The organism is Bartonella sp. M0192, assembly GCF_016102305.1.
GTDB classification, from domain to species: domain Bacteria; phylum Pseudomonadota; class Alphaproteobacteria; order Rhizobiales; family Rhizobiaceae; genus Bartonella; species Bartonella apihabitans.
The window spans coordinates 1,212,389-1,224,953 of record NZ_JACFOU010000001.1 but is presented as its reverse complement, the minus strand read 5'-3'; the positions used below and the strand labels follow the sequence as shown (position 1 = coordinate 1,224,953).

The 12,565-nt window shown below is 45.6% G+C and carries 15 protein-coding genes; 7 read left to right on the top strand and 8 right to left on the bottom strand.

The features are described 5' to 3' along the window. Nucleotides 1-43 precede the first annotated feature (43 nt). Nucleotides 44-619: a TIGR00730 family Rossman fold protein gene (locus H3S82_RS05365; RefSeq protein WP_198224955.1), complete on the top strand. Its 576-nt coding sequence runs from the start codon at nt 44-46 to the stop codon at nt 617-619. 94 nt (nt 620-713) lie between these two features. Here H3S82_RS05365 and rarD read toward each other — a convergent pair whose 3' ends face one another. The 4 genes from rarD to H3S82_RS05345 all read right to left on the bottom strand — a co-directional run bounded on the left by rarD (nt 714) and on the right by H3S82_RS05345 (nt 4,828). Beyond that, nucleotides 714-1,676: an EamA family transporter RarD gene (gene rarD / locus H3S82_RS05360; protein WP_370541227.1), complete on the bottom strand. Its 963-nt coding sequence runs from the start codon at nt 1,674-1,676 to the stop codon at nt 714-716. A 38-nt stretch (nt 1,677-1,714) separates the two neighbouring features. Next, nucleotides 1,715-2,383, bottom strand: a complete 669-nt coding sequence (locus H3S82_RS05355; RefSeq protein ID WP_198232290.1) for a DUF421 domain-containing protein — start codon at nt 2,381-2,383, stop codon at nt 1,715-1,717. Between the two features lie 45 nt (nt 2,384-2,428). Further along, nucleotides 2,429-3,934, bottom strand: a complete 1,506-nt coding sequence (gene cysS, locus H3S82_RS05350; protein WP_198232289.1) for a cysteine--tRNA ligase — start codon at nt 3,932-3,934, stop codon at nt 2,429-2,431. Between the two features lie 102 nt (nt 3,935-4,036). Next, on the bottom strand, nt 4,037-4,828 hold the full coding sequence (locus H3S82_RS05345) for an SOS response-associated peptidase (RefSeq protein WP_198232288.1): 792 nt from the start codon (nt 4,826-4,828) through the stop codon (nt 4,037-4,039). A 350-nt stretch (nt 4,829-5,178) separates the two neighbouring features. Between H3S82_RS05345 and H3S82_RS05340 the strand changes: the two genes are divergently transcribed. From H3S82_RS05340 to H3S82_RS05330, 3 genes are all read left to right on the top strand, one after another. Continuing rightward, nucleotides 5,179-5,550: a TIGR02301 family protein gene (locus tag H3S82_RS05340; protein ID WP_077970952.1), complete on the top strand. Its 372-nt coding sequence runs from the start codon at nt 5,179-5,181 to the stop codon at nt 5,548-5,550. A gap of 83 nt (nt 5,551-5,633) precedes the next feature. Further along, a complete protein-coding gene (locus H3S82_RS05335) occupies nt 5,634-5,891 on the top strand; it encodes a hypothetical protein (RefSeq protein ID WP_198232287.1) in 258 nt (85 codons plus the stop codon). Between the two features lie 8 nt (nt 5,892-5,899). Beyond that, nucleotides 5,900-6,574 (top strand): hypothetical protein, encoded by a 675-nt coding sequence (locus tag H3S82_RS05330; protein WP_198232286.1) that lies wholly within the window; start codon nt 5,900-5,902, stop codon nt 6,572-6,574. 91 nt (nt 6,575-6,665) lie between these two features. Here H3S82_RS05330 and H3S82_RS05325 read toward each other — a convergent pair whose 3' ends face one another. Both H3S82_RS05325 and H3S82_RS05320 read right to left on the bottom strand, forming a co-directional pair. Next, nucleotides 6,666-7,370, bottom strand: a complete 705-nt coding sequence (locus H3S82_RS05325; protein ID WP_198232285.1) for an HAD family hydrolase — start codon at nt 7,368-7,370, stop codon at nt 6,666-6,668. A gap of 9 nt (nt 7,371-7,379) precedes the next feature. Then, on the bottom strand, nt 7,380-8,717 hold the full coding sequence (locus H3S82_RS05320; RefSeq protein ID WP_198232284.1) for a dihydroorotase: 1,338 nt from the start codon (nt 8,715-8,717) through the stop codon (nt 7,380-7,382). Between the two features lie 65 nt (nt 8,718-8,782). On the opposite strand from H3S82_RS05320, the gene H3S82_RS05315 reads away from it, so the two are divergent. The 3 genes from H3S82_RS05315 to H3S82_RS05305 are packed head-to-tail and all read left to right on the top strand — an operon-like array spanning nt 8,783 to nt 10,794. Further along, nucleotides 8,783-9,658, top strand: a complete 876-nt coding sequence (locus tag H3S82_RS05315) for a folate-binding protein YgfZ (RefSeq protein ID WP_198232283.1) — start codon at nt 8,783-8,785, stop codon at nt 9,656-9,658. Further along, nucleotides 9,659-10,279, top strand: coding sequence for a YfbR-like 5'-deoxynucleotidase (locus H3S82_RS05310; protein WP_198224973.1), 621 nt, complete (start codon nt 9,659-9,661; stop codon nt 10,277-10,279). Beyond that, nucleotides 10,279-10,794, top strand: coding sequence for a tyrosine phosphatase family protein (locus H3S82_RS05305; RefSeq protein WP_078039312.1), 516 nt, complete (start codon nt 10,279-10,281; stop codon nt 10,792-10,794). The genes H3S82_RS05310 and H3S82_RS05305 overlap by 1 nt, the downstream gene beginning before the upstream one ends. A 72-nt stretch (nt 10,795-10,866) precedes the next feature. On the opposite strand, the gene panB is transcribed toward H3S82_RS05305, so the two are convergent. Together panB and panC are read right to left on the bottom strand one after the other, a co-directional pair. Continuing rightward, nucleotides 10,867-11,688 (bottom strand): 3-methyl-2-oxobutanoate hydroxymethyltransferase, encoded by an 822-nt coding sequence (gene panB / locus H3S82_RS05300; RefSeq protein ID WP_077970940.1) that lies wholly within the window; start codon nt 11,686-11,688, stop codon nt 10,867-10,869. Between the two features lie 16 nt (nt 11,689-11,704). Continuing rightward, nucleotides 11,705-12,547 carry a pantoate--beta-alanine ligase gene (panC, locus tag H3S82_RS05295; protein ID WP_198232282.1) on the bottom strand — a complete coding sequence of 281 codons (843 nt, stop codon included), beginning with the start codon at nt 12,545-12,547 and terminating at the stop codon, nt 11,705-11,707. Nucleotides 12,548-12,565: the final 18 nt, after the last annotated feature.

Below are 12,565 nucleotides of genomic sequence, written 5' to 3'. Positions count from 1 at the left end.
TTTTTCCTTGACGAAAATTTTATTAAACGGCAAAACATCCCCCATGACAAAAATCAATTCTATCTGTGTTTATTGTGGTTCTTCATCGGGCAACAATCCCGATTATGTCCAATCGGCCAACCGGCTTGGCCAATTGCTGGCTCAAGCCGGCATTACGCTTGTTTATGGTGGAGGAACGAGCGGCATTATGGGCACAATTGCGCGGGCGGTAAAAAGCAATGGTGGAAAAGTCGTAGGAATCATTCCGGATTTTCTTATCAAAAAGGAAGCGCGGAATAAAAATGATGATCTCTTTGACGAATTCATTGTTACCGAAACAATGCACCAGCGCAAACAACTGATGTTTGATCGCTCCGATGCATTTCTCGCCCTACCCGGTGGCATTGGCACACTGGAAGAAATTGTCGAGATCATGACATGGGCACAACTTGGGCGGCATACAAAGCCGATAGCCTTTGCCAACATAGATGGCTTTTATAACCCGATGATTGCCCTTCTCGACCATATGGCGAGACAAGGCTTCATCCACTCCAATCACAAGCTGAAACCGCTTGTTATTGATGACATTGAAAAAATTGTCACTGCCATTTCAAGGAATCAGGAATCCCACCCATTATAAGGCGTTAAAATTTTTCGATGCCCTTCTATCAAGGCTAAAGTTGAACGACGTTCCATTGTCGGAATTTGTCGGTTCTTTTTGGTCGAAATATCTCTTATTTTTGCGGATGTTTTTTAAGTTCGATTATCGTTTCTTTTGGTTGTCTATGTTTCATCGTCGAAAGGCTGGCTGCGGTGTAAATGACAAGACCGAGCCAGATCAATGAAAAGGCAAAAAGTTGCACTGTTGAAAATGGTTCGTGAAAAACGAAAATTGCGATTAAAAATAGGAATGTCGGCGTTAGATATTGCATCAGCCCCAAGGTCGTCAAATTCAGCATCTTCGCACCGACTGCAAACAGGATAAACGGAATTGCGGTAAAGGGACCAGCCAATACGAGCAGACCCACATCTTTCCATGTACCGTGGAAAAAATAATCTTGGCCCGTTGCAATAAAATAGCCCCACCCGATGAGCGCCGGAATAGTCATAATCAATGTTTCGAGTGAGAACCCTTCTGTCGGTCCGATGGGCAAGGATTTTCTGAAAAAAGCATAAAACCCGAAAGTGAGCGGTAACAAGATCGCAATCCACGGCAGGCCGCCGGCATTGATCGTTAAAATGAGAACAGCAACAATCGCTAACATGATGGAACACCATTGCCAGCGATTAAGTCTCTCGCGTAAGAAAATGAGCCCCAACAGGACATTAACGAGCGGATTTATATAATAACCGAGCGCAGCATCAACAGCATGATTATTGGCGATTGCCCAAATATAGATGCTCCAATTGGCGGTAATTAACGCCGATGTGAGACAGGCCATAGCCACCATTTTCGGCTGCTTTAATGCACTCCAAAGTGCTCTACCGTGCCCGATCACAAGAATGATACCAAAAGCAATAGGAAGCGACCACAAAACACGGTGAACGACAACTTCCATAACCGGAATATGGGCAACCGCTTTCATATAAAGGGGAAAGATGCCCCAAATGACATAGGCACCCAGTGCCGCCAAAAAACCTGAAATATTGGCAGGAAATATTTTAGTCTCTTTTGAAACAGGTTTTGTCATGAGCATTTGTCAAACGGTCCCGCTCTTTTAGAATCTCGTAAAAATCAGGAAGTAGTCCCTTTTACAATAAAAAGTCCAGTGCGCGTTCTGCCGTTACGGCTTTTTTCCTCGTACCACTCGGCGGCATAGATATCATCAATGGAAACTTTTTTCTTCTTTAACTGCTCTTCGAGCCAGGCTTCATCTTTTCCTATTTCGTCGAGACTGCCATCAACAATGCTACCATTCTTGACCACAAGCGTTGCGTTTTTGCCTTCTTCCTTGCGGATAACCGAAAGACTTCCATTTGATTCAAGACGCGCAAAAGCGACTTCGTGAAGTGCGCAACCCTTGATTCTGAGCATGGTTGCAAAGTCGTTCACATCAATATTGAGCCGCTTGATTTCATCCATCTGGAATTTTCCGTCAAGCACCAGTGCAACATCGCCACCTGCTACAAGATTATGAAAAAACACCGAATGTCGACGGAGGTAATTCAGCCCGATAACCAGTAATTGCCAGATAATCAAAACAATCAGTAACTGGATAACAGTGATTTTCGGATTATAGATGACGCCGCCGATAATACCGCCCATAACAAAATTGCTGATCAAATCCGTCGGGGTCATTTGACTGAGACTTCCCCGACCGCTTGTTCGAAGCACCAGCAAAAAAACTGCAAGTCCTATAAAAAGCTTGAGTGCCACATAGCCATAACCCAAAAGGTAATCCATTTCTGAGACCTTCTTCATCATTGCCAGTGGCGAATTCTGGCGGGATTAATGTTTGATTTCCCAATGTGTCACGCGTTCGCCTGTTTGCGGATTTTTTTCGTCCCTCAGCGATATATTTTTGTTTCCAAGCTCGTCTCTAATACGATCTGCTTCAGCCCAATTTTTCTCTTTGATAAACGACAAGCGTTTGGCAATTTGGCTCTCGACATACTCGCTATCTATCCCGCTTTTTCTATTAAACAGTGAACAGTCTTCGTCATCCAGCCAATCATCATGCAACAACCCCATGAGCTCCATGCCGGATTTGAGTGCTTTAGCATCCTGCGATTTATAATATTGGCGCAAATACGTGATGGCACTCCAGCAATTGAGATCCTCTCCCAGAGCATCGACAAGCTCGTCTGCAGGATGTGCCGGAGTTGAAGAACGAACGTTTTTCTGGCGTAGCAGTTCATACCAGCGATAGAGTTCGGTACCCGAGTCCGCAAGGCGCTGGGCTGTCCAGTTTAACGGTTCACGATAATGCGTTTGCAACATGGAAAGACGCGCACTTAATCCCACCCATTGATGACGCATCGTTTCATCAATATCGGAAGATAGTTCGGCAAGTTCGGTCTCCAACACATCATGAATGGTAATAAAATTGCCCAGACTTTTGGACATTTTCTGCCCTTCGACCTGTAGAAAACCATTATGCATCCATAAATTTGCCATGCGCTCTGTTCCAAAGGCCGAACAGCTTTGGGCAATCTCGTTTTCATGATGGGGAAAAACCAGATCGATACCGCCACCATGAATATCGAAAACATTATTGGCAGGATTATCGCATTGAAGACCACCCCCAAAGGGTACCAATAATTTTGCCATAGACATTGCGGAACATTCAATGTGCCAACCTGGGCGCCCTTTGGCTTTAATTCCCGCAGGTGAAGGCCACCCCGGTTCCCCCTCTTTCGAGGGTTTCCACAAAACGAAATCCATTTCGTCACGCTTATAGGCTGCAACATCAACACGGGCGCCAGCCATCATTTCATCAAGCGAGCGGCGGGCCAAAGCACCATAACGGGGATGATCTCCCATACTGGAAACAGAAAACAATACGTGATCTTCTGCAACATAAGCGTGACCACGTTCGATCAACCGTTCGATCATTGCACGCATATTATCGAGATTATCTGTCGCACGTGGTTGCGTTGTAGGCGTTAAGCAACCAAGAGCTGCAACATCTTCCTGAAACTGCTTGTTGGTTTTTTCTGTTAGAATGCGGATAGCATCATTTAACGGCAGTTCCGGATAATCGCGGGCAGCACGCGCATTGATTTTGTCATCCACATCCGTAATGTTGCGAGCATAGATAACATGGTCATTTCCATAAACATGACGCAATAACCTGAACAAAACGTCGAAGACCACGACCGGACGCGCATTGCCGATGTGGGCATAGTCATAAACTGTAGGGCCGCAAACATAAAGACGCACTTTATTGGCGTCTATCGGATGAAAATCCTCTTTTGTTCTCGTCAACGTGTTATAAAAATGCAAATTGGTCATCAATCGTCTTTCGTCTGTCAGGTAAGGCCAAAACTTTGGCAAGCTATTCAAAAACAGTTAAGGCATTTACCCTAATTATCCTTAAATATTCCAGTGACGCATTTAGAAAAGATCAAACTGGTCTTTATTCTTTGGACTTTTCCCCCGTTTTTGATCCTTATTGTTTTGCTGTTGAGCTTTGTCGCCGGAATCTTCGACAGGATTTATCCTTTCTTTCACATCGCTCCTTGAATAAGCAGCATTATTGATTTTATCGGACACAGGATAAACATGAAGGTGTTCGGCTGGTGTATTTTTTAAAATATCCACAACATCGGCAGGGCGAAAATTCCGGCAATCAAGCCATCTATCAATATCTTCCCGCCTGACAATGACGGGCATACGGTGGTGGATTTCTGCGAGCGGCGATTTTGCCTCTGTTGTCAAAATAGCAGCAGTGTCGATTTGCGAGCCTTCGCTACCACTCCATGTTTCCATGAGACCGGCAAAACCGATTATAGAGTGGTCGTCAAGTGCAGCGTGATAAGGCTGTGATCTGCCGCGAGATTGTTTTTTCCATTCATAAAAACCTGTTGCCGGAATAATGACACGGTGATGACGAAGCGCATTGGTAAAAGACTTTTTCACCGCTACTGTTTCGGAACGTATATTGAATGTTAGCGGCCATTGATCAGGATTTTTTGTCCAGGAAGGAATGAACCCCCAGCGCACAAGTAAGGCATCATGTTTGGGTTTGTTCGATAAAGCATCGCGATAGGCTTCCGGTGCCTTGATAACCAAAATCGGTTGTGTAGGCGAAATATTATAGCGTTTCGGGAAATCTTCTTCTATCCAAGCATCAAATGCATTCGCAACCTCGTTTTTCGAGGCATCAAGCTCATACCGCCCACACATGGCTACCCTTCTTAATTCATCAGTTTAACGTTTTTGCGATCAAAAACCGGCTTTTCCAAAGGGAAAATGGCAATTGATATTGCATGAATATTCTTACCGTCACTGGAAAATATGTATCGTAAAGACAAAAGACCAATCTTTCTTCGCTGGATAAGTCAGGAAATTTATAACCACCATAGCCGGTCGAGCTACCAAAAACAAAATATATGATGAAGGACTTGATCGACAAAAACTCCGGCTTTCAAAATCTCCGGTTACGTTTTGGCATTGCTTATAAGCTTCAAAAAGACCTATAGAAATATCCTTATCATGATAGCTTTTTGTCTGAATAACAAAATGAGTCCGAAAACATGAACAAGTATTTGAAAACTCTTGTCATTATGGCTTTTCTTTTTGCTGCTGCGCCGGCCGATGCCGAGCCGGTTCCCCAATATGATGCCAAAATGTTACGGCTTGCCGAAATACTTGGTTCACTCCATTACCTGCGCAATCTATGCGGAGAGAAGACATCCCTGTGGCGCGACAAAATGGAAGAGCTGATCAAAGCCGAAAACCCGACACCAACGCGTCGTGCACGACTTTACGCAAGCTTCAACGATGCTTATCGCGCTTTCTCGGATAATTATCACACATGCACAAAAGCAGCCGTTGATGCTGATCGCCGTTATATCAAGGAAGGAACAGCCCTTTCACATGAGCTTTTGAACCGCTATGGCAATTAACCCTTTTTGACTATTAAGACTGACAGGCGGCGAAATTGTGCTAATGTATTTCACTAAATAGCACTGATAGAACGAGTTCACTGATGAGCCAAACGAATACTGATCTTTCGGCCATTATCGCTGAAGAGCAAAAACACGCAGCCCATGAATTTCAATCCGAAGCTTGGGTTGGCGGTATTTCCAATGGTATCGAGCCGGAAATTCTGGCCGAAGCGGCCTTTGATACCGCGCTTAAATATTTACTACAGGCGCGTAATGAAAAACAGGTGCTCAACTTTCTATCCCACATGCGCGACAAAGTCGTAATGGGTGAACTTAGCGATCATAAAACGATTCAATAAAGGATTTTATGCCATTGAAATCATTTGTTTTTTGTTTGCTCCTGGGGGCTTTGACACTCGCTTCGCCTGTGGCCAATTCTGTTAGCGTTGCGTCAACAGATATGACCAATGACGATATAAAAGTGCACACCGATGTCCCGAAAGTAGATGACGCTGCTAATCCTATTCCGTTACCGGAAGCGAAGAAAAGCAAAAAAACAAACAGTGACGATACGCCGCCAAAGGTTGAATACGATATCGAAAAACTGCCCGCGCCAGTAAAACTGATGCGGCAAAAAATTATTGATGCGGCAAAAAGTGGTGATGTCAACAATCTGAAACCGTTACTGGGTACCAGTAGCGACCCGACGCAACTTTCCGTTTCCGATAATGTCAAGGACCCGATAGATTATATCAAAAAACTTTCCGGTGATGGTGATGGGCTTGAAACCATGGCCATCATGATTGACCTTCTCAATTCCGGTTATGCGCATCTTGACGACGAAGACAATGAGGAAATTTACGTCTGGCCCTATTTCGTTGCCATGCCGATTGATAATCTTTCAAAGCAACAACTTGTCGAGCTATTCCAGATTATGACGGCCGGTGATCTTGAACAAATGAAAGAAATCGGCACATATTCCTTTTTCAGAATTGGTATTACACCTGACGGTAAATGGCGGTTTTTTGTTACCGGCGACTAATCATTTTCTTCAACAAACCGAATAACAATAATCTTAAAGCGGTTGTTCCCACTTTGTAAGCTTCACTGTTCCATGTGGTGGAAAGAACGGTTTACCCTTTGCGGTCGATTATCTTTAAAAGTTCGGGAAGATCGGCAAACTTGTCGACTTTGAAATAGCGGGCATTGTCATACGGTTCCTCTGCCATTTCATGAACCCAGGTAATATCATAAGGGATGTAGACTGCAATGGCACCTGCTTCGAGAGCGGGCAGAATATCCGATTTCAACGAATTACCGACCATTGCAAATTCGTTTCTATCCACTCTGTTACGTTTGAGCAGTTCTTCATAAACAGTTTTGTCTTTATGGCTGACAATTTCGATGGCATCAAAATAGCTTTTTAATCCCGATTTTTCGATCTTTCGACTTTGCTCGACGAGGTCGCCTTTGCTTATCAGCAACAAACGGTAGTTTTTATGGAGTGCTTCAAGCCCTTCAACGACACCGTCGATCAAGTTTACCGGTTTATCCATCAAGGATTGACCAAGCGAAATGATCTCTCTCATCTTTGAAGACGGGATAACCTCGTTATAAAGGTGACCCGCTGTTTCGATCATTGAAAGTGTGAATGATTTGAAACCGTAGCCGTAAAGGCCGAGGTTACGAGCAATTGTCGAAAAAAGTGTACGCTCAATTATTTCGTTATCGGCACAACGTCCAAGAAGCTGAACAAAATATTGTTCAGCCTCCCGAAATGTTTTCTCGTTATGCCAAAGCGTATCGTCGGCATCAAGGCCGACAGTTTTGATACCCATTCTGCATAATCAGTTCGTGTGGTGCAGGCATTCCAGAAATTCGATCGGCTCACCGGTCGATGGTGTAACGATTTCGCCCTGCCACATAACAGTTTTCCCACGAATGATCGTGCCAACCGGCCACCCCTTGACCTTCTTGCCATCATAAGGTGTCCAACCGGCTTTCGATCCGATTTGTTCGTTGCGGATAATTTCTTCACGTTTCAAATCGACGATTGTGAGATCAGCATCATAGCCGGCGGCAATGCGCCCCTTGCGGCTGATACCAAAAACACGATTGGGGCCATGAGAAGTGAGATCGACAAAACGTTCCAGCGAAAGCCTGCCAGCGTTAACATGGTCAAGCATAATGGCAGCTGTGGTCTGGACACCGGTCATGCCGGAAGGAGAAGCCGGATAGGTTTTGTGCTTTTCTTCCAATGTATGCGGTGCATGGTCGGAACCGAGAACATCAATAATGCCTTGTCTGACGCCATACCATATGCCTGCACGATGGCGGCTTTCACGGATTGGCGGGTTCATCTGGATGAGTGTACCAAGGCGGGCATAATCATCCGCTGTCAAAGTCAAATGATGTTGCGTTGCTTCCAGAGTGGCAACATCCTTATGGTCTTTGAGAAACTCGATTTCTTCGGCTGTTGAAACATGAAGAACGTGAATGCGTGCACCGGTTTTATGGGCAATTTTTACAAGCCTTTTTGTGCAACGAAGTGCTGCTTCCACGTCGCGCCAAACCGGATGGGATGTCGGGTCACCTTCAACACGCAAATGTTTGCGTTCGTTAAGCCGTGCTTCATCTTCCGAGTGGAATGCCGCCCGACGGTGGGTGTGTTTCAGGATTTCGGTAACACCTTCATCATCGGCAACCAGCAGATTACCAGTTGATGACCCCATGAATACCTTTATACCGGCAGCACCGGGTAAACGTTCGAGCTCACCGACATCGCGGGCATTTTCATGTGTTCCGCCGACCCAGAAAGCAAAGTCGCAATGCATCCGGTGGTAGCCGCGTTTCACTTTGTCGGCAAGGGCAGCCTCGCTTGTTGTCAATGGATTGGTATTCGGCATTTCAAAGACTGCTGTCACTCCGCCCAATACGGCAGAACGTGAACCGGTTTCAAGATCTTCTTTATATTCGCCACCGGGTTCGCGAAAATGCACCTGACTATCAATCATACCAGGCAGAATATGAAGTCCCGTGCAATCAACCGTTTCACCAGCCGAACAAGCCGACAGATCGCCTATTTCGGCAATGCGTCCATTAACAACGCCAATGTCCCTTTGACCGATACCGTCATGATTGACAACTGTTCCGCCTTTAAAAATTTTATCAAATGTTCTCGACATTACTTTTGCTCCTTGCAGCCCATAACTATACCGATTACGTAAATGCGAGAAGAAAGGCAAGGAAAATGGTCGAAAATCACTGCTCTCTCACCCTCGAAAACCGCCGTGTATTGACGATTACAGGCGAAGATAGAACGCATTTTCTGGAACGGTTGATCACTACTGATGTCGAAAAAATAGGTGCCGGAGAAATGTGGCCCGGTGCGCTGCTTTCGCCGCAAGGTAAAGTGATTTTCGATTTTTTGATCGGTCGCATTGACGACGGTTTTGTCATTGATATTTCGGCCGACCTTGCCGACAGTTTTAAAAAACGCCTAAGCCTTTATCGCTTGCGGTCAAAAGTTGAAATTAGTGAGTCTCCTGAATCGGTTATAGGGATTTCTTGGCAAAGTGATTCACTTACTTCAGAAAGTGATTCAAGTTTTGCTGATAAACGGTTTCCACCACAAGAAAAAGTCACCCGCTTTTACGGGAAAAACATGACCGCCCTCCCCTTTTCGCAAAACTCCTCCGATCAGTGGGATCTTCTGCGCATAAAATATGGAATTGCCGAGAGTGGGAAAGATTTCAAAATTGGCGATGTATTCCCGCACGATATCAATTTTGATCAAACCGGTGCCATTTCCTATAAAAAAGGATGTTATATCGGTCAGGAAGTAGTTTCCCGTATGCACCATAGAGGCACTATCCGCCGCAGGATGTTGGTCGTCGAAGGTGAAGATAATTTACCCGCCACTGGCTCTATCGAATGTGAGGGAAAAACCGTTGGCAATCTCGGTACAGTCGTCGGCAAACATGCCTCGGCAATTGTGCGGATTGACAAGGTAAAGACCGGCATTGACAAAAACATTCCTTTTTTCGTGGAAAATGTGCCAGTCACTCTGACAATTGCCCCCAATATGAATTACGGTTTTCAGGAAGATGTGTCGGAAGGTGAATAAATGGCTGATGCCGAAATAACAAGGACAGGAGAAGCACGTGCCTGGCAACGTATGTTGTCGGGGCGCCGGCTTGACCTTATAAATCCCTCTCCTCTTGATGTCGAAATTACCGACATTGCTCACGGTCTTGCGCGTGTTGCCCGCTGGAACGGTCAGACAAAAGGCGAATATGCCTATTCGGTTGCCCAACATTCTTTGCTGGTCGAGAAAATCTACCGTCGCTTGTTTCCCGAAGCCACAGCTGATGAAAAACAACTCGCCCTTCTCCATGACGCGCCCGAATATGTCATTGGTGACATGATTTCTCCCTTCAAGGCCGTGATGGGGGGAAGTTATGAAATGATCGAAAAAAGGCTCGAAGATGCAATCCGCATCCGCTTCGGCCTTCCGACCGAACTTCGGGTAAAAATCGTAAAACAATTGAAACAAGCCGACCGTATAGCAGCCTATTTTGAAGCAAGCACTCTTGCCGGTTTCAGCAAAGCTGAAGCAATCCGTTATTTTGGCGAACCGGAAACGATAACCCCGCAAGGACTTGATTTGATTGCGCGACCGACACCCCAAATTGAAGGCGCGTTTTTGGCTCGTTTCAATGTAATCGAACAAGAAAGAGCACATTGATGGCCTACCTGATCGTTTCCCCTCTTTCAAAACTCACAGAGACTGCAATTCGCCACCAACCGCGGGAACTCATCACTTTGATGAACAAGGGCACGCCTATGGATCGCCCGGCCATGATTGAAGAAGAGTGTCATTATTTTCTTGAATTCAATGACATTAACGAGCCGCAGGAAGGGCTTATTGCCCCGAGTGAAACCGAAATTTATAAAATTCTTGAAATCGCACAAAACTGGAACCGTGCCCATCCGCTCCTGATAAACTGCTTTATGGGGATTTCGCGCTCGACGGCAGCGGCTTTTGTCATTGCCTGCGCACTTCAGCCGCAAAAAAGTGAAGCGTCGATTGCCCGACTTTTGCGGGAAAACTCGTCAACCGCCACACCGAACAAATTAATGGTTTCGCTTGCTGATAAAATTCTTGATCGTGGCGGGCGTATGCGTTCTGCGATTGCCGATATAGGCCGCGGCGCGGAAGCATTTGAAGGAACGCCTTTTATTCTGCCTGTCGAGGCTTAATGGTTCGGGATAGATAATCTATCCTCCAAAATTCGGGGGTTCCACTTTTGCCTTTATCAATAGCAAAATCGTCTATTCTTCGGGCTTAGAATAAGTCTCTTTTTCAGCCGGAAATGAGCGTGTTTTCACGTCACTTGCATAATGTTTGATAGCTTCGGCCATTTGCTCTTCGAGATTGCCATAACGGCGAACAAATTTCGGTACAAATGCACCAAAGCCCAGCATATCTTCCATCACAAGAATTTGCCCGTCACATTGGTTGGAAGCACCAATGCCGATTGTCGGGATAAACAGATCGCGTGTAATTTTTGCCGCTAATGGTTCGACAACACCTTCAAGAACAATGGCAAAAGCGCCCGCTTCGGCGATGGCTGATGCATCACCTTCAATACGTGGCCAATCACTTTGGTGAAGACCTTGCGTTTTAAATCCACCAAAATTGTTGACAGATTGTGGCATCAAGCCGACATGTCCCATAACAGGTATGCCGCGACGCGCAAGAAAGTGGACGGTCTTTGCCATTTCGGCACCGCCCTCGATTTTGACTGCCCCGCAACCAGTTTCGGAAAGAATACGGGAAGCATTGGAAAAAGCTTGCTCGGGACTTTTTTCATAAGAGCCAAAGGGCATATCAACAACCACAAGTGCGTGTTTCGAACCACGCATAACTGCCTGTCCGTGAAGAATCATCATATCGACAGTAACCGGCAGAGTCGTTTCAAAGCCATGAACCACCATACCCACGCTATCTCCGACAAGCAGAAAATCACAATAAGGATCCGCAATTCGTGCAGAATTGGCTGAATAGGCAGTCAACGAAACAATAGGGTCGTTGCCTTTTCTCGCTTTGATTGCCGGTACTGTCACCCGCTTTTGTTCATTCTGCCGGCTCAATCTCTGTCACCTTTTTTTAAAAAACATATTGGTCGATCAATCTGACAGAACCAAAACGCACCGTCAATAACAGGACAGTCGGCTTATCAATGCTATCTTTGACTTCTTCCAGAGTTTCTGCATCACGAAAATCTATCGCTTCCGAAACGGCGCGTGGTTCCTTATTCAATATATTTAAAACAGCAAAACGGAGAGCTTCTATTTTTCGTTCTCCGCTTTCAAAGAGATGGGCAGCAGCTTTCCAGCTTTGCGGAACGACGATAGCAGCTTTCCGATCGTCCGGTGTAAGAAGTTGGTTGCGCGAGGAGCTTGCAACACCATCCTCATCCCGCAGGATAGGTACACTCACTATCTTTACAGGAAAACCGAGATCTTTGGTCATATGTCTGATGATGACAAGCTGTTGGTAGTCTTTCTCGCCAAAAAAAGCATAATCAGGTTGAGCAATATTGAAAAGCTTGGCAACAACGGTGGTTACGCCACGAAAGTGGCCGGGCCGCAATTTGCCAATCAATATGTCCGATAACCTCTCGACTTCAACGCACGTCATATTTCCCGAAGGCCACATCTCGTCTACTGACGGGGCAAATACATAATCAACACCCGCTTTATCGAGGAGAGCGCAATCGCTTTCGAGATCGCGAGGATAAGCTTCATAATCCTCATCCGGTCCGAACTGTTTCGGATTGACAAAAATAGACACAATTGTTTTTTGACAGACTGTTTGCGCTTTTTCCACCAGTGACAGATGTCCTTGATGAAGAGCGCCCATGGTTGGAACGAGCCCTATTACCAGACCTTTTCGTCTATCGTCCATCAATTGGCGGCGGATATCATCAATCGTTTCGAATATCTGCATGAGAAAAAGAGTCCATTA